Origin of the sequence: Arthrobacter sp. LjRoot14 (genome assembly GCF_964253905.1) — a bacterium.
In the GTDB taxonomy this organism is placed as follows: domain Bacteria; phylum Actinomycetota; class Actinomycetes; order Actinomycetales; family Micrococcaceae; genus Arthrobacter.
Map to the genome: position 1 here is coordinate 741,090 of NZ_CAXURL020000001.1, position 20,385 is coordinate 761,474.

Annotated in this window: 14 protein-coding genes and 2 tRNA genes; 4 read left to right on the forward strand and 12 right to left on the reverse strand. The window is 67.0% G+C overall.

Translation table 11 applies throughout. The features are described from left to right. Positions 1 to 141: 141 nt before the first annotated feature. From ACSQ12_RS03555 to ACSQ12_RS03570, 4 genes are all read right to left on the reverse strand, one after another. Positions 142 to 759, reverse strand: coding sequence for a TetR/AcrR family transcriptional regulator (locus ACSQ12_RS03555; RefSeq protein ID WP_209747396.1), 618 nt, complete (start codon positions 757 to 759; stop codon positions 142 to 144). Next, positions 756 to 2,792, reverse strand: a complete 2,037-nt coding sequence (locus ACSQ12_RS03560) for a YhgE/Pip family protein (protein WP_436064358.1) — start codon at positions 2,790 to 2,792, stop codon at positions 756 to 758. Before ACSQ12_RS03560 ends, ACSQ12_RS03555 begins: the two co-directional genes overlap by 4 nt. Then, on the reverse strand, positions 2,789 to 3,526 hold the full coding sequence (locus ACSQ12_RS03565; protein WP_436064359.1) for an ABC transporter ATP-binding protein: 738 nt from the start codon (positions 3,524 to 3,526) through the stop codon (positions 2,789 to 2,791). Before ACSQ12_RS03565 ends, ACSQ12_RS03560 begins: the two co-directional genes overlap by 4 nt. 86 nt (positions 3,527 to 3,612) lie before the next feature. Then, positions 3,613 to 5,079 (reverse strand): dihydrolipoyl dehydrogenase family protein, encoded by a 1,467-nt coding sequence (locus tag ACSQ12_RS03570; protein WP_436064360.1) that lies wholly within the window; start codon positions 5,077 to 5,079, stop codon positions 3,613 to 3,615. A gap of 172 nt (positions 5,080 to 5,251) precedes the next feature. Here ACSQ12_RS03570 and ACSQ12_RS03575 point away from each other — a divergent pair, with 172 nt between their 5' ends. Next, entirely contained in the window at positions 5,252 to 5,980 is a 729-nt protein-coding gene (locus ACSQ12_RS03575; protein WP_436064361.1) for a FadR/GntR family transcriptional regulator, read from the forward strand. 190 nt (positions 5,981 to 6,170) lie between these two features. Here ACSQ12_RS03575 and ACSQ12_RS03580 read toward each other — a convergent pair. Continuing rightward, positions 6,171 to 6,244, reverse strand: a tRNA-Arg gene (locus ACSQ12_RS03580). 278 nt (positions 6,245 to 6,522) lie between these two features. On the opposite strand from ACSQ12_RS03580, the gene ACSQ12_RS03585 reads away from it, so the two are divergent. Then, positions 6,523 to 8,358: a phosphoenolpyruvate carboxykinase (GTP) gene (locus ACSQ12_RS03585; RefSeq protein ID WP_436064362.1), complete on the forward strand. Its 1,836-nt coding sequence runs from the start codon at positions 6,523 to 6,525 to the stop codon at positions 8,356 to 8,358. Between the two features lie 168 nt (positions 8,359 to 8,526). On the opposite strand, the gene ACSQ12_RS03590 is transcribed toward ACSQ12_RS03585, so the two are convergent. From ACSQ12_RS03590 to ACSQ12_RS03605, 4 genes are all read right to left on the reverse strand, one after another. Continuing rightward, on the reverse strand, positions 8,527 to 9,687 hold the full coding sequence (locus ACSQ12_RS03590; protein ID WP_436064363.1) for a globin domain-containing protein: 1,161 nt from the start codon (positions 9,685 to 9,687) through the stop codon (positions 8,527 to 8,529). 126 nt (positions 9,688 to 9,813) lie between these two features. After that, the gene (locus ACSQ12_RS03595; protein WP_436064364.1) at positions 9,814 to 10,263 is read right to left on the reverse strand and encodes an RrF2 family transcriptional regulator; all 450 of its coding nucleotides are present in this window, start codon (positions 10,261 to 10,263) and stop codon (positions 9,814 to 9,816) included. 20 nt (positions 10,264 to 10,283) lie between these two features. Beyond that, positions 10,284 to 10,754 (reverse strand): hypothetical protein, encoded by a 471-nt coding sequence (locus tag ACSQ12_RS03600; protein ID WP_436064365.1) that lies wholly within the window; start codon positions 10,752 to 10,754, stop codon positions 10,284 to 10,286. Positions 10,755 to 10,763: 9 nt separating this feature from the next. Continuing rightward, positions 10,764 to 12,182, reverse strand: a complete 1,419-nt coding sequence (locus ACSQ12_RS03605) for a phosphomannomutase/phosphoglucomutase (RefSeq protein ID WP_436064366.1) — start codon at positions 12,180 to 12,182, stop codon at positions 10,764 to 10,766. Positions 12,183 to 12,354: 172 nt separating this feature from the next. Here ACSQ12_RS03605 and ACSQ12_RS03610 point away from each other — a divergent pair, with 172 nt between their 5' ends. Both ACSQ12_RS03610 and ACSQ12_RS03615 read left to right on the forward strand, forming a co-directional pair. After that, the gene (locus ACSQ12_RS03610) at positions 12,355 to 14,544 is read left to right on the forward strand and encodes a RecQ family ATP-dependent DNA helicase (protein WP_436064367.1); all 2,190 of its coding nucleotides are present in this window, start codon (positions 12,355 to 12,357) and stop codon (positions 14,542 to 14,544) included. 93 nt (positions 14,545 to 14,637) lie between these two features. Next, positions 14,638 to 16,083, forward strand: a complete 1,446-nt coding sequence (locus ACSQ12_RS03615) for an MFS transporter (protein WP_436064368.1) — start codon at positions 14,638 to 14,640, stop codon at positions 16,081 to 16,083. A gap of 64 nt (positions 16,084 to 16,147) precedes the next feature. Here ACSQ12_RS03615 and ACSQ12_RS03620 read toward each other — a convergent pair whose 3' ends face one another. The 3 genes from ACSQ12_RS03620 to ACSQ12_RS03630 all read right to left on the reverse strand — a co-directional run bounded on the left by ACSQ12_RS03620 (position 16,148) and on the right by ACSQ12_RS03630 (position 20,332). Next, positions 16,148 to 17,737, reverse strand: coding sequence for a phytoene desaturase family protein (locus tag ACSQ12_RS03620; RefSeq protein ID WP_436064369.1), 1,590 nt, complete (start codon positions 17,735 to 17,737; stop codon positions 16,148 to 16,150). 71 nt (positions 17,738 to 17,808) lie between these two features. Further along, positions 17,809 to 17,896: transfer RNA gene (locus tag ACSQ12_RS03625), tRNA-Ser, on the reverse strand. Between the two features lie 126 nt (positions 17,897 to 18,022). After that, positions 18,023 to 20,332, reverse strand: coding sequence for a prolyl oligopeptidase family serine peptidase (locus ACSQ12_RS03630; RefSeq protein WP_436064370.1), 2,310 nt, complete (start codon positions 20,330 to 20,332; stop codon positions 18,023 to 18,025). Positions 20,333 to 20,385 lie beyond the last annotated feature (53 nt).

Here is a 20,385-nt window from a genome sequence, read left to right on the forward strand (position 1 = left end):
CCCGAGGAACGTGAACAGCACGGCCTCTTCGAGCGTTATCGCGGTCAGCACCAGGAGCCCCGCGGCGGCACAGGCCGCTGCGATGGCTATCCGTCCGCTGTTACCCATGTGGCGCATGTGACTTATCTTCCCCGATGCGGGCTACTTCCGGACGTAGCCACGCATGATTGCCATAATGGCCGCGACGCTTTGTTCGCGGGTGCGTTCAGGGTTGTAGGTCTGGCGGTCCAGTCCCACCACGAAGCACGCGCCGAAGATGGCAGTCTCCAGGCTGCCCCGGGAGATGGACTCGTCGACGGGGTACCGTGCGGCGACGCCCTCGATCGCGCCGCCGATCACGGCGAGCAGGCGGCCCCGGAGCTCCGCAAAGGTGTCCTGCCATTCGCTGGGGGTCCGCCAGTTTTCGCTGACCCAGAGCCTGGCGAAGGACGGGTACTCCGCCATGAAGTCCATCGCCTGGCCGATCATCTCGTCCATGGCGGCCAGCGGATCGGCGGAGGAGTCCTGCACGCTCAACAGCCGGGCGTGCAGGATGTCCACCCCGTGGCGCAGGAGCTGGGCAATCAGGTCGGACTTGCTGCCGAAGTTGTAATACACAGTCCCCTTGGAGACGCCGGCCGCAGCGGCGATCTCATCCACGGTGACGCCGGCCGCGCCGCGCTCGCCGATCAGCTCCATGGAAGCGTCGAACAGCTTCTGCTTGGTGGCATTGGTACGTGCCGGGCGGAGCTTCTTTTCGCCGGCTTCCTGCATGCTCATACGGCGATCTCCGGTTTCAGGGACTTCAGGGTCCAGAACTTGTGCTTGCGGACGGCCAGCGTTGACAGCGCGGCCCCCAGCACAGTGTAGCCAAGCAGGCCCGCCACGATAGGCAGGATCATGGACAGGTCCGCGCCGTAGATCAGGTGCCGCATGCCGGTCACCACGTAGCCCATGGGGAGGATTTCGTGCACCACGTGCAGGGGCTGGGGTGTCGTCTGCCAGGGGAACGTGCCGCCTGAGGACACCAGCTGGAGCACCAGCAGGATCAGCACCACCAGCTTTCCGGGGGAGCCAAGCAAGGCAACGATGCCCTGGATGATGGAACTGAAGGCCATTGCGGCCGCCAGCATGAACAGCCACATCAGCACCGGATGCGCGGGGTTGAGGCCCAGGGCCACATCCACCACCAGGGTGAGCAGGCTGGCCTGGACAACGGAGACGGCCAGGAACGGCAGCCAGCCGCCCAGGGCGATCTTCCACGACGGCGCGTTGGAAGCCAGCGCCCGCTGGGTGACGGGACGCATGGCCTGGATCAGCATGAAGATGCCGATCCAGAGCGCCAGAGTCAGGAAGAACGGTGCCAGGCCGGCTCCGTAGGACCCTGCCTTGGCCTGTGAGACGTTGCTGACAGCCACGGGATCGGCCATGACCTTCGACAGGCTGTTCTTCTGGGCGTCATCGGGATTGGGCACCTGGCCGGCGCCCTTGCCGAGTTCCGAGGCCAGAGTGCCGGCTCCGCCCGCGGCCGTGGCGGCGCCGTCCTCAAGCTGCGCCGCGCCGCCGTCGAGCGTCCTGGCACCTTCGGCGAGCTTCGCGGTGCCGTCCACGGCGCTTTGCTCGCCGGCGGCCAAAGCGGAAGTCCCGGTGTGCAGCTGGTCCGCGCCCGCAGACGCCTGGGCGATGGCGCCGGTCAGGGCGGGCGTGGCCGCAGCGAGCCTGGCGGCGCCGGCGCTCACCGCGGCCGAACCGTCCGCCAGCTGCTGGATTTGTGCGGCGTCGGACTGGATTTTTGCCTTGGCGTCCGCCACCGGCCCGGATGCCGCAGCTGCGTCAAAGTCCTTGAGGATGCTGTCCGCCTGGGCCTGGGTAATGATGCCCGCGGCCATCAGCCTGCCGTTGGACTCCACCACGCGGTTCCGCAATCCCTGGTCCGCGGCGTCCAATTGCCCGACGACGTCCTGCACCTTGGTGTTCAGCGTGGCGTTTCCGGCCGCAACCTGTGCAGCGCCGTCGGCCAGTTTCCGGGAATCGGCGGGCAGGGAGGCCGTCTTGTCCGTGAGCTGGCCGAGTCCGTCGCTGAGCTGTGCCGCGCCGTTGTTCAGCTGGTTGGCGCCGTCGCGCAGCTTGAGCTGGCCGCTGTAGAGTTCGCCGGCACCGCTGCTGAGCTGCGAGGTGCCCTCGTGCAGGGCCACGGTGCCGTCGTGGAGCTCGCTCACGCCGTCGGAAAGCTGGCCGGCGCCGTCAGCCGCCTTGACCATCTGCGTGTGGATGGTGCCGAAGCCGGTGAGCAGCTGGTTGGCGGTTTCCTCGCCCACTTCCTTGGCCACGCTCGAGTGGACGGCAGTGGTCAGCTTGTCCACGATGGTGCTTAGCAAGTAGTTATTGGCGTCGTTGGTGGTCACGTTCAGCATGGCCTGGTTGGCGGCGTCGAAGCTGCCGGGTGACACCAGGTTGGCGGAGAAATCCTTCGGGATCTTCAGGGCGAAGGCGTATTTGCCGCTGCTGACTCCCTGGTCGGCCTGTTCGGCGGAATCCACGGACTGCCAGTTGAACACGTGACCGTCGATGAGGCTGTCCGCCACCTTCCGGCCCGCCTGCAGCTGCGTTCCGTCGCTGGAGGTTGCACCGGTGTCTTCCACCACCAGCGCGGCGTCGATCTGGTCCAGGTTGCTGTACGGATCCCAGTTGGCGTACAGGTACACCGCCCCGTACAGCAGGGGCACCATGGTCAGGGCAAGAATGGTCAGCTTGGGCAGCAGCCCGCCGGTCATGCGCTTGAGTTCGGAGCGGGCCAGCCGCAGCACAGTCACTTTGCGTCCTCTGTTTCGGTTTCGGGACTGGAGTTTTTGTCCACATCAAGGGACTTCTGGGCCGTTTTGCCCGCGTTATCTGGACAAAAACTCTTGTCGAGGGGAGGGCGGGGGACGGCGTTGCCGATCTCGGCGGCCGGGCCCGTCCAGTGGTCCGGGAGGGCAGCGACGGTGGCGACGACGGCGAGGGGCCGGCCGCCGTCGTACGCCAGCTCCTGGAGCCGCGGCAGCCAGTCCGCGGGAGCCGCGCTGTGGCGGTCGGGGGAGTCGACCACGAGAAGGTCGGTGTGCGGGTTGGCGAGCGATAGGGCGGTGAGCAGTTCAATGCGCCTGGCCGGGGCCAGCTGTTCCGCCCACAGGCCGGCGATGTCCTCAAAACGGTTGACTTTGAGCCACGGTGTGCTGAGCAGGGCGCCACGGTAGCGCCGCGGGATCAGGGCGAGGTCCTCCGTGACGAGGTCCCGCACGCTCAGGTGTTGTTCGGGCTCATTGACCCCGGGGGAGTCCACGAGCGAGCTGGCAGAGCGAAGGCGCTTCGTTTTAGCCTCGCCGTCCCAGAGAAGCTCACCGGAAGACGGTTTCATCCGCCCGCTCAGGGTCAGTGCCAGAGCGGTCCTCTGGTCCTGGCGGGCCCCGGAAACCAGTACCAGCTCGCCGCGCCGTGCCTGGAGTGAAGTGGGCGGGAGCAAATCATCCCGCCGGCCTTTCACATGAAGCTGTCGAACCGAGAGCATGGAAGCCTTTCGCAGTGGTGTCTGCATCAAGGCTAACTAAACTGACCGGTCAGTTCAAATAGGCCGGGTCGAGTGTGATCAACCAGTCAGAGGCCGTACTCCTCAAGCAGCCGCAGCCACACCTCGCTGACGGTGGGGTAGGACGGCACCGCGTGCCACAGCCGGTCCAGGGGCACCTCGCCCACCACTGCGATGGTGGCGGCGTGGAGGAGCTCGGCAACGTCCGGCCCCGCGAAGGTGGCACCGAGAAGCACCTTCCTGTCCTCGTCCACCACCAGCTGGGCCCAGCCCTCGTAATGTTCGGAATGCAGCGAGGACCCGGCCACGCTGATGGGAAGCTCCACCGAGGACACGTTATAGCCGTCCTTCCGTGCCTGCTCCGCCGACCGGCCCACGCTGGCCAGCTCAGGATCCGTGAACACCGCGTTGGGCACGGCGTGATCGTTGGCCGTCTGGGCGAAGCGGCTCCACGGCTTCGGTGAACCCTGCAGCTCTCCTTTGGCCCGCGCTGCGATGGCATCCCCGGTGGCGCGGGCTGAGTACTTGCCCTGATGCGTCAGCATGACTTTGCCTGCGGCGTCCCCCACCGCGTAGAGCCAGTTCCCGTCGTCGCCCTGGCCGGCGCCGTCCATGCCCTCAACCAGGCCGGTGGTATCCGTGCGGAGCGGCGGCACTTTGCCGTCCGCGGCGCCAAGTCCCACGGTTTCCAGCCCCAGCCCGTCCAGTGCGGGATGGCGGCCGGTGGCGACGAGGAGCCGCTCAGCCCGGATGCTGTCACCGTCGGCCAGGGCCACAGTGAAGGAGCCGTCCCCGTTCCTGCTGACCCGCTCCGTGCCGGTGTTGAGGCGGACGTCCACGCCGTCGGCCCGGAGGCCGGCCAGCACCAGATTTGTGGCGTCCTTGGGGTACATACTGAGTAGCCCGCCGCGGGCTATCAGCGTCACCGTGGAACCCAGACGGGCAAAGGCCTGCGCCAGTTCGGTGCCGGCCACCCCGCCGCCGAGGACCGCCAGGCTCTGCGGGACGCTTCGTGCGGACGTGGCCTCGCGGGTGGTCCAGTAGTCCAGCCCCGCCAGGCCTGCAACCGGCGGCGCCGTGGGTGCCGAACCAGTGGAAAGCACGACGGCGTGCCTCGCCGAGAGCAGGTAGCTGACGCCGTCCCGCCCGGCTACTTCGACGGCCCGCGGGCCGGTGAGACGGCCGCGGCCGCGGATCAGTTCGATTCCGGTGTCCTTCACCCATTTGACCTGGCTGTCATCCTGCCAGTTGGACGTGAAGTAGTCCCGGCGTTTTAGGACCGCCGCGGCATCCAGGGTGCGCGTGACCGCCTCCTCGGCCCCGGGGACCGTTTGCGCGCCGTGGAGGGCGGTCCCGGGTCGGAGCAGGGCCTTGGACGGCATGCAGGCCCAGTAGGAGCACTCGCCGCCCACCAGCTCCGCCTCGATCAGGACCGCGGTGAGCCCGCCCTGGACCACCCGGTCCGCGACGTTTTCCCCCACGGCTCCGGCACCGATCACAATGACATCGAATTCGCGTTCAACTCTGGCCGTCATGGCACCAGACTACGCCCGGCGGCGGCACGGCCTGCGGCAAGAAACCACAGGAGGCGGCCCAGGGAATCGGGGCCGTGTTTGGCGCGGGCGCTTAACAGAAGGTGGGACATCCAATATTGTTTGCTGTGACCCACTCCGTACGGTGGTTCAGGACTCTCGGTTAGGGGAACCCATGACAACACCAGGCGTCGCTTCGCAGGCGCGCTTCAGCGCCCAGGCGCGGCTCCGCGCTCTCCAGGCGGACATCATGGAGCTCATCCTGGAGCGTGAACTTGAAGCGGGCGATCCGCTCCCCACGGAAAACGAACTGGCTCTGGCCCTGGGCGTGGGACGCAATACCCTCCGTGAATCGCTCAAAGTCCTCCAAGCGCTCGGTGTTGTCGAGATCCGGCACGGGTTCGGCATGTTTGTGGCGCCCAGCAACTTTGATGCCCTGGCCGACGGCCTGACCTTCCGCGGCAGGCTCTCGCTGCGCCACAAGGGAGGGGAAGCGCTGGAACTGGTGGATGTCAGGCAGGCGCTCGAATCAGGCCTGATCGGGAGCGCCATGGACACCATGACGTCCGGCCAACTGGCCGCCGTTGAGGAATCCGTGGTCCGGATGGAGGAACTGGCAGCCGCGGGGGAGACGTTCGTGGAAGCGGATGCAGAGTTTCACCGGCGCTTGTTCGAACCGCTCAACAACGCCCTGCTGATCAGCCTGCTTGCCGTTTTCTGGAAGGTGTACCGGCAGATCCACCTGGAAGTCGGTGCAGGCACCGAGGACCTCACGGAGACGGCCGCTGTCCACCGCCGCATCTACGAAGCCGTGGCGGACGGGGACAAGGCGCTGGCTGCTGAACGGCTCAACCGCCATTTCGACGGCATCCGCCGCCGCATCTACGACGCAATAAACGAGTAGGCCCGCCTGAGGGCTGGCAGCCCGCCCCGGGGCAGCCCGCCCGGGGGCAGCGCGCCCCGGGGTCGCTTGCACCGGGGCCGCCCGCCGAGGCCGGGCCGAAGGCGGACCCGGCCGGAGACGGGCGCACGCGTACCAAATTGAAACAAAAAAGATCCGCACCGGCGAACCGGTGCGGATCTTTTCTTCTTTGTGCGCCCAAAGGGATTCGAACCCCTGACCTTCTGTTCCGTAGACAGACGCTCTATCCAGCTGAGCTATGGGCGCATTCTCGGCTCCGGGAGTTTTTCGTTCACCCCCGAACCTCGAATTACTTTACGCGAGTTGCCGCCGAGTTCCAAATCGAAAGGCGTGTAATGTGCATGACTAGACCGGTCTATGTGACCTTACTCACAAAAAGACCTGATTTGCTTCATCCACTTCCTTGATTTTCCGCGGTTTTTGCTTTTTCGCCGCCCGGACATCCCACGTCTGACCCAAAAAGTGCAGTGGTCTAGAGCCCTAGCATTTAGGACACACCACTGAACCCGAGGAAGGGAACCGCAATGGGCGATCTCGCACGACTGCCGCTGCTTGAGAAAGCACCCACAACACATGCTGGCCTGCTGGCATGGGTCGAAGAGGTTGCAGAACTTACCCAGCCGGACCGCATCCACTGGGTCGACGGTACGGAAGAGGAATACACCCGCCTTACGGGCGAGCTGGTCGAAGCCGGAACGCTGACCAGGCTGAACCCGGAGCTGTTCCCGAACTCCTTCGCCGCATTCTCCGATCCCGCGGACGTGGCGCGCGTTGAAGAGCAGACCTTCATCTGCTCCGAGGACGAGCGGGATGCCGGCTTCACCAATAACTGGATGGCGCCGGCCGAGATGAAGCAGAAGCTTCGCGGCCTGTTCGCCGGTTCCATGCGCGGCCGCACCATGTACGTCATCCCGTTCGTCATGGGCCACCTTGACGCGGAGGATCCCAAGTTCGGCGTGGAGATCACAGACAGCGCCTACGTGGTTGCCTCCATGCGAATCATGGCCAACATCGGCACCGAAGTGCTGGACAAGATCACCGCCACGAACGCATTCTTCGTTCCCGCCCTGCACTCCCTGGGCGCCCCCTTGGCCCCCGGCCAGGCCGACGTCGCATGGCCGTGCAACCCGGACAAGTGGATTGTCCACTTCCCGGAGGAGCGTTCCATCTGGTCGTTCGGCTCCGGCTACGGCGGAAACGCACTCCTTGGCAAGAAGTGCTACGCCCTGCGCATCGCCTCCGTGATGGCCCGGGACGAGGGCTGGCTTGCGGAGCACATGCTTATCCTCAAGCTCACCTCGCCGGAGAAGAAGTCGTACTACATGTCCGCCGCCTTCCCCTCGGCCTGCGGCAAGACCAACCTCGCCCTGCTTGACCCCACCATCGAGGGCTGGGAGGTTGAAACCCTTGGTGACGACATCACCTGGATGCGGATCGGCAAGGAAGGCGAGCTGCGCGCCACCAACCCGGAGGCCGGCCTGTTCGGCGTCGCCCCGGGCACCGGCTGGGGCACCAACCCCAATGCCATGCGCGCCATTGCCAAGGGTCACAGCATCTTCACCAACGTCGCCCTCACGGACGACGGCGGCGTCTGGTGGGAGGGTATGACCGAGGAAACCCCGGCGCACCTGACCGACTGGCAGGGCAACTCCTGGACGCCGGATTCGGACAAGCCGGCTGCCCACCCGAATTCCCGCTTCTGCACCCCGATCTCGCAGATCGACATGCTGGCCGAGGAGTACTACAGCCCCGAAGGCGTGGAGCTTTCAGCCATCCTCTTCGGCGGCCGCCGCAAGACCACGGTTCCGCTGGTGACCCAGGCCCGGAGCTGGACCAACGGCATCTTCATGGGCTCCACGCTTTCCTCCGAGACTACGGCGGCCGCCGCCGGTCAGGTCGGCGTCCTTCGCCGCGACCCGATGGCCATGCTGCCGTTCATCGGCTACGACGCAGGGGACTACCTGAAGCACTGGATCAGCGTCTCAGGCAAGGCCAACCCGGAGCGCCTGCCGCACATCTTCCTGGTCAACTGGTTCCGCCGCACTGCCGATGGCGGCTTCGCGTGGCCCGGTTTCGGCGACAACGCCCGTGTCCTCAAGTGGGCCATCGAGCGCCTCGAAGGCAAGGCTGACGCCATTGAGACCCCGATCGGCTTCGTGCCGGCGGGACACTCGCTGGACCTCACCGGCCTGGACCTGACCCACGCCCACGTGGAAGACGCCGTCCGCGTCGACCGCGAGGAATGGGACGCCGAGCTGGCCTCCATCGAGGAGTGGTACGCGAAGTTCGGTGACTCCCTGCCCGAGGCGCTGCGCTCCGAGCTGGAAGCACTGAAGGAACGCATGGCGGACCACAGCTAGCCAGCTGGACAAAAACATAACGACGGCGGCGCCGCACCTTCCCAGAGAAGGTGCGGCGCCGCCGTCGTGCATTAACGCCCTGCCATGTTGCGAGTTTTTGTCCAGATAACGGGAGCAAATAGCCCCTCAAGTCGCTCTATCTGGACAAAAACTCAGGGGAGGAACGGACTAGGAAGCGAGCCAGATGTCCGGGCCGAAGACTTCGTAGTGGATCTTCGTGGCGGGGATCCCGGCGTTGATGGCCTCGTTGCGGATGTGCTTCATGAACGGCAGCGGACCGCACAGGTACAGCGAGGCGTTGGCCGGCAGGTCCACTTCGCGCAGCGACATGAAGCCCTCCTTGGTTCCGGCGACCGGCCGTTCGAGCCAGACCTGGAGGTCGGCGCCGTCGAGGCGTTCGACGTCGTCCGTCATCTGGCCGCGCAGGGCCCAGCTGTCGAGGTCGCTTTCCGCGTGCAGGACCAGGACCTGGCGGTCCGAGCCGGAGTCGGCGAGGGAGCGCAGGATGGAGGCGGTGGGCGTGCAGCCAATGCCGGCGGAGGCCAGTACGACGGGGCCGTCACCTTCCTTGAGGGTGATTTCACCGTAGGGGTTGGAGATTTCCAGGATGTCGCCCACCTGGACGTTGTTGTGCAGGACGGGGGAGACTTCGCCGCCGTCGTCCTTCTTGGTGGTGAAAATCCGGCTCGTGCCTGCCTCGCCGGACAGCGAGTACTGGCGGACCTGGCGCAGTCCGTCCGGGAGCTGGACCTTCACGCTCACGTACTGTCCCGCGAGAGCCGGAGTGATGGGGGTGTCGTCGGCGGGTTCCAGGGTGAACGTCATGGAGCCGGTGCCGGCGGCAGTCTTGGCGGCAACCCGCCACGGGCTCCACATCACGCCGTTGGCCTGTGCGGCGTAGAGGCCCTTTTCGAGCTTGATCAGCGCATCCGCCATGAGCCAGTAGACCTCGGTCCAGGCTTCGGCGATTTCCGGGGTGATGACCTCGGCAAGGTCCTCGGCGATGGCGGCGAAGAGGTGCTCGTAGACCACCTGGTACTGCGGTTCGGTGATGCCGAGGGAGGCGTGGCGGTGGGCGATGCGCGCGAGCACAGTCTCCGGGAGAGTGCCGGGGTTGTTCACCAGGTGGGTGGCGAAAGCGGCGATGCTTCCGGCCAGGGCCTGCTGCTGGTTGCCGTTGCGCTGGTTGGAGCGGCTGAAGAGCCCGTCCAGCAGCTCCGGGTGTGCTGCGAAGAGTCGGGCGTAAAACTTGGGGGTGATTTCACCGATCCGGGAACCGACCAGCGGGAGGGTGGCCTCGATGACGGGGAAGGACTTGTCCGAGAGCATGTTGACTCCTGAGATAGTGGCCCGGGGTCTTCAACCGGACCGATAAGAAATACCTGTATTTGAAATGCGAGTATTTACACCTAAGTTCTACACGTCGTAGAAAAGATATCCAAATCGGTAGGGGCCTCAGAGCCCGGGGCGGAGGCCGATCGCCTGGAAGACCGGCGCCATCTGGCGCGTGCCCGGAAGCGTGGACACCACAATGTCGTCAAGCTCGCGGTAAAAAGCCTCCCGCGCCCGCGCGAGGGCGCCGCGAAGCCGGCATTCATTGATGAGCGGGCAGTCGCCATTCAGTGAGTGGCAGTCAGCCGGATCTGCGCGGGTGTTCAGCTGCCGCAGGAGCTGCCCCACGGTGGCCCGGCGCCCGGCCGCATTGAGCCGGGAACCGCCGTTGCGGCCCCGCTCGACGTCGATCACGCCGAGTTCGCGGAGCTTGGCCATGGCCTTGCTGACATGGTTGTAGGGAGTGCCTACGGCGTCGGCGATGCTCTGCGTGGTGAGCAGAATGCCGTCGGGGGCGGCCGCGAGCACCATCATGGCGCGCAGGCTTACGTCCGCGAAAGCGTTGATTTTCATGTCAGCAACCCACTGGAGGTCTAGTCCACCCAGATGGAGGGCTCGTTGGCATCAGCTGCGAGCTGCCCGAACTCCCATTCGTGGGACTCGGCATTGGGTTCGTAAGGCAGGACCGCGGCGAAAACGGAACCGTCACGGTGCTCGGCCGCGACATGGATGGCGTCGGTATCCTCTTCCAGCAGGGTGATGTCGCAGACCACCGCGGCGGCACGGAAGTCGTCCCGGTGCTGCCGGAGCAGCTCGGTGAGGTCGCTGATCATCGCGTCGGCATCGAAGCCGTCCTCCGAGCCGTCCTCGGCGTCAGCCGGAGTAACGGCGACGAGGCGCACCTCGCCGTCGTTCTCCACCACCAGCGCGAACGGGAGGAAGCCGCCGTTGCGTCCCAGCTGCTCCTGCGCCGCCCCGACGCCGGTGCCCAACAGGTTTTCCAGGTCGGTGGCCGTGGCTTCGGGCACCGAGTCCCGCCAGGACGTTCCGGGAAGTTCCGTCATGCGGGCCGCCTAGCCGTTGACCAGGGCCAGCACGCGGTCGCGGATGCGTTCCATGGTGGCCCGGTCCGTGGCCTCGGTGTTCAGGCGGAGGAACGGTTCGGTGTTGGACGGACGCAGGTTGAACCACCAGCTGCCGTCGCGTGCCGTGAACGTGCTGCCGTCCAGCGTGTCGATCTCGACGTCTTCGCCGGCAAAAGCGGCGCGGACCCGCTCCACGGCGCCCGCTTTGTCTTCGATTTCGGAGTTGATTTCCCCGGAGGAGACGTATGGCTCGTACTCGTGGCCGAGCTCGGACAACGGGAGGTCCTGTTCGCCGAGGGCGGCCAGGACATGCATTGCGGCCAGCATGCCGGTGTCTGCATTCCAGAAATCGCGGAAGTAGAAGTGCGCCGAGTGCTCGCCGCCGAAGACGGCGCCTTCCTCGGCCATCTCGGCCTTGATGAACGAGTGGCCCACGCGCGTGCGCACTGCGCGGCCGCCGTCGTGCGCCACAAGCTCCGGGACGGCCCTGGAGGTCAGCAGGTTGTGGATGATGGTGGGGGTTTCTTCGCCCTGCGCCTTGGCGCGCGCGATTTCGCGGCGGGCCACCATTCCGGTGATGGCCGACGGCGACACGGGGTTGCCCTTCTCGTCGATGACGAAGCAGCGGTCGGCGTCACCGTCGAACGCGAGCCCGATGTCCGCGCCGTGTTCCACCACGGCCGCCTGCAGGTCGAGCAGGTTCTCCGGCTCGAGCGGGTTGGCAGGGTGGTTCGGGAAGGAACCGTCGAGCTCGAAGTACAGGGGAATGATGTCGAACGGCAGCTTGGGCAGGATCGCATCGCCGAGTACCGCAGGGGTGGTCAGGCCGGCCATGCCGTTGCCGGCGTCGACAACCACTTTCAGGGGGCGGGATCCCCGGAGGTCAACGAGCTTGCGGAGGTATTCGGAGTAGTCCTTCAGGACATCGTGGACTCCGATGAGGCCGCGCTTGGCAGCGGCCGGGATGGATCCGGCGTGGAGGTAGTCCTCCGCGCGGGCCTGGATTTCCTTCAGTCCTGACTCCGAGGAGATGGGCTGGGCTCCGGCCTTGGACATCTTGATGCCGTTGTACTCGGCCGGATTGTGGCTGGCGGTGAACGTGGCACCTGCCGCGTTGAGCGCACCACAGGCGTAGTAGAGCTCGTCGGTGGAAATGAGGTCCAGCAGCTGGACGTTGGCCCCGCGGATGGCGGCGCCGTTGGCGAATGCCTTGCTGAACTCAGGGGAGGAGGGACGCATGTCGCCGCCCACCAGGACCGTCTGGCCCTCGAGCTTCAGGACGTCCACGAACGCGGCGCCTACGGCTTCGACGATTTCGGCGGTAATGGAGTCGCCCACAATGCCACGCACGTCGTAGGCCTTGAACGATGCCGAAAGGTCAAAAGTCTTTGTCTGGTCGCTAGTCACGCGTTCCATCTTACGTGGAAGCGCCAAGCGGCTGTGGAGGAGTGGTTGCGTTACGTAGGCGCGCCGGGCAGCGTGCCGTCAGGGCGGTGCCGGCCGGGACGCGGGGCGCGTCTGTCCACATGGCCGGGCACCTGGCTTCGCCGCTGTCGGAGGGGGCTGGGATACTGAATCAATGGCCAATAACCAGAATGCTGCTGTCCTTCCCGCTACCGCTGACCTCCCCGCCGGTGGAATGGGGACCCGTGACCAGGCCCTGGAAGTGCTGCGGGGGCTGGTGGGGCACCCGGAAGCCAGCTTCCATGACGGCCAGTTCGAGGCTATCGAGGCACTGGTCGACGGCGGCCGCCGCGCCTTGGTGGTCCAGCGGACAGGCTGGGGAAAGTCGGCTGTCTACTTTGTGGCATCCCTGCTGCTCCGGCGCCGCGGTGCCGGCCCCACGCTCATCGTGTCGCCGTTGCTGGCGCTGATGCGGGACCAGGTGGCAGCGGCAGCCAGGGCAGGAGTCCGCGCTGTTGCCATCAACTCCGCCAACCAGCTCGAATGGGACACTGTCCGCGAGCAGCTGGCCGCGGACGAGGTGGACGTGCTGCTCGTGTCCCCGGAGCGGCTTACCAATCCGTCCTTCCGGGAAAACCAGCTTCCGGAACTGATCCGCCGCACCGGTCTCCTGGTGATTGACGAGGCACACTGCATCTCCGACTGGGGCCATGACTTCCGCCCGGACTACCGGCGCATCGCGGACCTCATCACCCAACTGCCGGACACCGTGCCCGTGCTTGCGACCACTGCCACCGCCAACTCCCGGGTGGTCCACGACATCGAGGAGCAGCTGGGCGACGGCGTGCTGACCATCCGCGGAGCCCTGGGCCGTGAATCACTCCGGCTTGGCGTACTGCGCCTGCAGGACTCCCGCGACCGGCTGGGCTGGCTCCTGACCCACCTGGCGGACCTGCCCGGCAGCGGCATCATCTACACCCTGACAGTGTCCGCTGCCGAGGACACCGCGCGGCTGCTCGCCGAAGCCGGCCATGAGGTCCTGGCCTACACAGGCCGGACTGATCCCGCAGACCGGGAACGGGCGGAACAGTTACTCAAGGACAACCAGGTCAAGGCACTGGTGGCCACGTCGGCCCTGGGCATGGGCTTCGACAAACCTGATCTGGGCTTTGTGGTGCACCTCGGGGCTCCTGCCTCGCCGGTGGCCTACTACCAGCAGGTGGGCCGTGCCGGGCGTGGCGCTGCAAACGCCGATGTCCTGCTGCTGCCCGGCTCGGAGGACCGGGACATCTGGCAGTACTTCGCCACGGCGTCCATGCCATCGGAGGAAAAGGCTGCGGCAGTCCTGACCGCACTGGCCGAGGCCGGCGCCGCCGTGTCCACTGTGGCACTCGAAGCCCGCGTGGACCTCCGCCGCACACCGCTGGAACTGCTGCTCAAGGTCCTGTCGGTGGACGGAGCCGTGGAGCGGGTGGGCGGCGGGTGGCGCTCCACCGGCCAGCCCTGGACTTACGACGCCGAACGGTACAGCCGCATTGCCGAGGCCCGGGTGGACGAGCAGGATTCCATGGTGATCTACCAGGACACGGCAGGGTGCCGGATGGAGTACATCACCTCGGTCCTGGACGATGAAACGGCCCGTGCCTGCGGCCGCTGCGACAACTGCGCCGGGCGCTGGTTCCCGGAAGACATCTCAGCGTCGGCCACGGAAGCAGCCGGGCAGACGCTCAGCCGCGCCGGCGTGGCACTGGAACCGCGGCTGCAGTGGCCCAGCGGCATGGACAGGCTCGGCGTGACCGTCAAGGGCAAGATCAAGCCGGATGAGAGCCTCGCCGAAGGTCGGGCGCTGGCCCGCCTGACGGACCTCGGCTGGGGCGGGGCCCTGCGGGAAATCTTCGCCTCCGGTGCAGCGGACCGTGAGGTGGACCCGGCCATGCTCCAGGCCTGCGTGCAGGTGCTCCGGGAATGGGGCGCCGGGAACGGACGCGACGCCGGCTGGAGCGGGGCAGGACGGCCCGCAGCCATCGTCAGTATCCCGTCACGCAGCAAGCCCGCCCTGGTCGACTCCCTGGCGCGCGGCATTTCCGGCATTGGCCGCATACCGTACCTGGGCCAGCTACAGCTGGAACACGGCGGACCCACCGGCGGGCGCGGCGGCAACAGCGCCTACCGGCTGGCCGGAGTCTGGGACCGTCTCGTTGTGGGACCTGAGCTGGAAGCTGCTTTGGCCGGCATCCAGGGGCAGAGCGTCATGCTGATTGACGACCTCACGGACAGCCGCTGGACGGTCACAGTTGCCGGCCGGGCCCTGCGCCGTGCCGGTGCGGGAGCCGTCCTTCCCCTCGTGCTGGGACAGGCCGGGTAGGGGCCTCCGGGTGCGCCGCGTAAGGGGCGGACTTATTCTGGCACCGCGCCTGGCACGCCTATAGGATCGGCGAATGAGTCCAGGCCAGGAGCCATGAGCGAACCCCAGAGCAGCGCCGCTTCGGCGGTCCGCCAGGAGTGGCAGCCCCGGCTGGCCCTGCTGGTGGCTGCGACCTTCTTTATGGAATTCCTGGACGGCACGGTGCTGACCACGGCCATCCCCAGCATCGCGGGAGATTTCGCCGTGGCTCCGGCGGACGTCAACATCACCATGACGGCCTACCTCATGACGGTGGCCATGGGCATTCCGGTCAGCGGCTGGCTGGCGGAGCGCGTGGGTGCCCGCCGCGTATTCTGCGCCGCCATCGCCGTGTTCACCATTGCCTCGCTGCTGTGCGCACTGAGCCAGGACCTGACCATGCTCACGGTCAGCCGCGTCCTGCAGGGCGCCGGCGGCGCGATGATGGTGCCGGTGGGGACCCTGGTAGTGCTTCGCCGGACACCCAAGGAGGACCTGCTCCGGGCAACGGCGTATCTTGTGTGGCCCGGACTGCTGGCACCGGTCCTTGCGCCGCTGGTGGGCGGCGCGCTGACCACGTTCCTGTCGTGGCACTGGATCTTCCTGATCAACGTTCCATTGGGCCTGGCCGCGTTCATAGCAGCCCTTCGCCTTGTTCCCCAGGGCGCCGGAGACCAGTCCCGGCGCCTTGACTGGGTGGGGCTGCTGCTGACAACGGCCGGCGTGGGCGCCTTGGTGGTGGGGCTCGAACTTGCCACGGCTCACCCCTCCGGACCCTTCGGGGCAATCAGCGTGGCCGCCGGCTTCGTATCCATCGCCGCTGCGGTTCTGTGGCTGCGGCGCACCAGCAACCCGCTCTTCCAGCTGAATGTCTTTGGCACCCGTACGTTCCGCGCAACCTCCACCGGCGGGTTCGTGTACCGACTGACCATCAGCGCGGTTCCGTTCCTGCTGCCGCTGATGTTCCAGGACGGTTTTGGCTGGGATCCGCTCCATGCCGGCGCCATGGTGGCAGCGGTCTTCATCGGCAACATCGGCATCAAACCGGCAACCACCCCGCTCATCCGCAGGTTCGGCTTCAAACCTGTCCTCGTCTTCGCTTCGCTCGCCTCGGCTGCCACTTTTGCCCTGTGCTCCCTGATCGACGCCGGAACCCCGGAACCGCTGATCTTCGCCCTGCTGGTCTGCAGCGGAGCGTTCCGCTCCATCGGATTCTCGGCCTACGCTTCGATCCAGTACGCCGACATCGTCCCGGGACAGCTGCCATCCGCCAACGCCATCTCGGCCACCCTCGTCCAGTTGGCGGCCGGGGCGGGCATCGCCGTCGGCGCCCTGTTCCTCAGGCTCTTCGCCGCCCCCGGCGCTTTCGGTGCCGACCCCGTTGCGCCCTACCGCGGGGCATTCCTGGCCATCACAGTGCTGATGCTGCTCAGCGCCGCCGACAGCCTGGCGCTGCACCGGCAGGCGGGCGCCGAAGTCAGCCGCGGGCGTTCGGCAGCGCCGAAGGCCGCCAACCCCTAGGGCGCCCGGCCCGGGGCCACTAAGGCGCCCGCGGCCACTAAGGTGCCCGGGACCCCGTCGGCGCCTAGGACTCCAGCACCGCCATGGCAGCATTGTGGCCGCCTAAGGCGCTCACCGCTCCGCCGCGCCGCGCTCCGGAGCCGCACAGCAGGATCCGGGGATCGTCGGTGGCCACACCCCAGCGCCGGGCGGGAGTGTCCAGCGGGTCCTCGTCCTCCGCGAAAGGCCAGTCGAGTCCGCCGTGGAAGATGTTGCCGCGGGGCATGCCCACGGCGCGCTGGATATCCAGCGTGGTCTTGGTTTCGATACACGGGGTTCCGCCGGGGCCGGTCAGCAGCAGGTCCTCGATCGGCTCCGCCAGCACCGAGTTGAGGGACTTCACGACGGCGGCCTGCAGCCGTTCCCGCATTGCCTCGTTGTTCTCCGCGGTGATAAGCCTGTCCGGCACATGCAGTCCGAAAACGGTCAGGGTGTGGGCGCCGGAAGCCTGCAGTTCCGGCGAGAGGATGCTGGGATCAGTCAACGAATGGCAGTAGATTTCGCAGGGCAGCGGGTCCGGAACCATTCCCCGTTCGGCGGCCAGGTAGGCGTCGTCCAGCTGTGTCCAGGTCTCGTTGATGTGGAAAGTGCCGCCGAAGGCCGCCTCCGGCCTGACGCTGCGGTCCAGTAACCGCGGCAGGCGTTTTAGCAGGATGTTCACCTTGACCTGTGAGCCCTCGCGCCGGTGGTTCGGGTTCGAAGGATCCCCGGCGCCGCCGTTCCGCAGGCTGTGTAACACCGCGGGAGCGACGTTGGACAGCACCCAATCAGCGGCCGCCGAGCTTTCCCTGCCTTCGTGGCGGTAGCCCACCGAGCCGCCGGGACGGATGCCTGTGACCTCGGCGGACGTCAGGATGGTGGCGCCGGCCTCGCGGGCTGCCCGCTCCAGTTCGCCGGAAACGGCCCCCATGCCGCCGATGGGGACATCCCAGTCGCCGGTTCCGCCACCCAGGAGGTGGTACAGGAAACAGATGTTCTGCTGCAGGTCCGCGCTGCCGGCCCGGGCAAACGTGCCGATCAGGGCATCCGTCAGCACCACGCCGCGCACCAGGTCGCTGTGCAGCCCGCGGGTGATGGCTTCGCCGACGGGCCGTTCGACCACCGATTCCCACGCGTCACCGGCGCCGGCGGCCTCAGCGAGTTGCCTGGCCGCCGAACGGGTGGGCAACGGCGACGTCATCGTGGGCCATAGCGCACCGGTGAGCTTTCGGCACTCTGCATAGAAGCGTTCAAAGGCCGCTGCCTCAGTGGCGGGGGCACCAACTGAAGCAAATGACGCCGTCGTGGCCGCCGCGTCCCCGTTGTCGATCAGGAGGCCGCGGCCGGGGCTGGCCGGGTCCGGCGTGTAGGAGGAATAGCGGCGCCGGGCCAGCCTGATGCGCAGCCCCAGGTCATCAATGATCTCCTGCGGCAGCAGGCTCACCAGGTAGGAGTACCGCGAAAGCCGGGCATCGACGCCGTCGAACGGCTGGGCGGATACGGCCGCGCCGCCGGCGTGGTCAAGCTTTTCCAGCAGGAGGACGTCACGTCCGGCCCGGGCCAGATAGGCCGCCGCCGCCAGCCCGTTGTGTCCGCCACCGACAATGACCGCGTCAAAGTTGCTGCTGTTCGCCATGGGCCCATCCTGTCACCCCGGAAACACGCCGGGAACGCAAAAGGCCCCGGTCCAGGGACCGGGGCCAAACGCGGAGACGGGGGGATTTGAACCCCCGGTGGAGTTGTGCCCCACACTTCATTAGCAGTGAAGCCCATTCGGCCGCTCTGGCACGTCTCCAATTGCTATTCCTAGCCCACCAAGGATACGCAGAACGGGCCATTCAGTGCAAAACGGCCGCACACCGTGAGGATAGCCGCCCTGAACAGGGCTGGCAGGGGACCGCCGCCGGCGAAAGCCGGGGAGCTAGCTGCCGGAGCGGCCGGCCAGGGAACGCCACAGGAAATGCTGGCTCCGGCTCTGCAGTGCGGCCGCCTGGCGGTTATCGGAAGCGCCGGCGTGTCCGCCCTCCAGGGCCTCGTGGAACCACACATTGGGGATGCCCATGGCCTGCATGCGCGCAGCCATCTTGCGTGCCTGCACGGGACCCACCCGGTCATCGGAGGTCGCAGTCCAGATGAAGGTTTCGGGGTAGTCCACGCCGTCGCGGAGGAGGTGGTAGGGCGAGAAAGTCCGGATGAACTCCCAGTCCTCGGCCACGTCCGGGTCCCCGTATTCGGCGATCCAGGAGTGGCCAGCGGACAACTTGGTGTAGCGGCGCATGTCGAGTAGCGGCACGCCGCAGGACACGGCACCGAACAGTTCCGGGTACCGGGTCAGCATGTTGCCCACCAGCAGCCCGCCGTTGGAGCCGCCCACGCAGCCAAGGCGTTCCCTGGAAGTGACTCCCCGGGAGATCAGGTCCCGGGCCACGGCCGCGAAGTCCTCGAAGGCGCGGTGGCGGTTTTCCTGCAGCGCTGCCCGGTGCCAGGAGGGGCCGTATTCGCCGCCGCCGCGGATATTTGCCACCACGTACACCCCGCCGCGGGTATGCGTCGGGCTGCCGGCGCCATCGCCGGCGGATCCAGCGGCGCCCTGGCCTGCGTCCGGTGCGTCCGTCCTGCGTTCCAGCCAGGCCCGGCCGATCGCGCCGCTGTAAGCGGGAGTGCGGGAGACTTCGAAGCCGCCGTAGCCGGACAGCTGCGTGGGGTTCTGGCCGTCGAGCACCAGGTCCCTGGACGCCACCTGGAAGTACGGGACCCGGGTACCGTCTTCCGATACGGCGAAGTGCTGCTGGACCTCGTACGCCGCCTCGTCAAAGTAGGACGGCGAGGTGCGGACCACCTCGTGGGTGCTCACCACGTCCCCGTCGCCGCTGCGGCGAAGGGTTCCCCGTGTGAGCGTGCTCGGTGTGGTGAAGCCGGTGGCAACGAGCCAGAAGTCGTTTCCAGCGCCGGGCGCCTCGCCTTCCGGCACGGGCACGTTGCCGCCGGTACCGTCGTCGTGCTCCTCAACCTCGACGCTGTCGTCCTCGTCGTCAACGGCGAAGGCGTTGACGTCGTGCAGCGGAGGGCACGCGTCCAGGAGGCTGGATGCCCAGGCGGAATCAGTCCCCGGCCGCTCCGGATCGAGAACGCGGATCTCCGAGGACACGTCCCGCAGGAGGTTCAGGAGGAGGAAGTTGCGGGTCCAGCTCCAGGACTGCAGCGAGGTGTGCGCATCCGGTGTGAACAGGACAACGAGTTCGCGGCTGCCGGCAAGGTAGTCCTCGAACTTCGCGGCGAGCAGCGAGCCGGCGGGGTACGTCGTGTCCCCGATGGCCCAGTCGCCCTGCGGCCGGAACAGCAGCCACTCGCGGTGCACGCTCAGGTTCACGTCGGTGGGGGCGTCGATCACGACCCACTGCCCGTCGCGCAGCACGGACGTGCTCTTGTTGAAGAAGCTGATCCAGTCCATCGCGAAGGTCCGCTCGTACCCCGGGGTGGAGTCATGGGCCACCAGGGCCATCATGTGGTCTTCGGGGATGTCGAACATCCGCTCGGCTGCCGGGAGCGACCCGCCGCGGGCCAGCTTCACGGCGGTGCGGGCGTAGGACGAGGAGGTCTTGGGCATGCCTTCCGCGGTGGTGGACACCAGCAGCGTGTCCCGGTCCAGCCAGGAAGCATTGCCCTTCGCTGTGGGCAGGTCGAACCCACCCGACGCGGGGTCCACGAACGTCCGGCTCTCGACGTCGAACTCCCGGTAGCGGTTGGCGTCCCCGCCGTCGGGGGAGAGCGCCAGCAGAGCCAGCCGGTGCGGTTCGCCGGGAGCCGGACGGAGGAAGTTGGCGCCGTGGAAAACCCACTCCTCGCCTTCGGCAGCCGCCAGCGCGTCGACGTCCAGGAGAACGTCCCATTCGGGCTGCCCGCTCTTGTAGCTCTCCCAGGACGTCCTGCGCCACAGCCCCTTGGGGTTCTGCCCGTCCCGCCAGAAGTTGTAATACCAGTCGCCGTGCTTGCCCACCATGGCGATCTTGTCCGTTGAGTCCAGCACCTCCAGGATGCGGCTTTCGAGCCTCGCGTAGTCGGCGTCTTCGAGCAGGTCCTCGGTGCGGGCGTTCTGTTCGCGGACCCAGGCCAGCGGTTCCTCGCCGTAGATCTCCTCAAGCCAGATGTTTTCGTCGGTCGGTTCGGGTGCTTTCCCGGCGGCGGAAGGGGCGCCGGAGACGGGCGGGTGATCAGCTGCTGTGGTGGTCATGCGCCCTACGAAACAGCATCGGGGCGCAGCTAGCAAGTCACATGCGGATACTC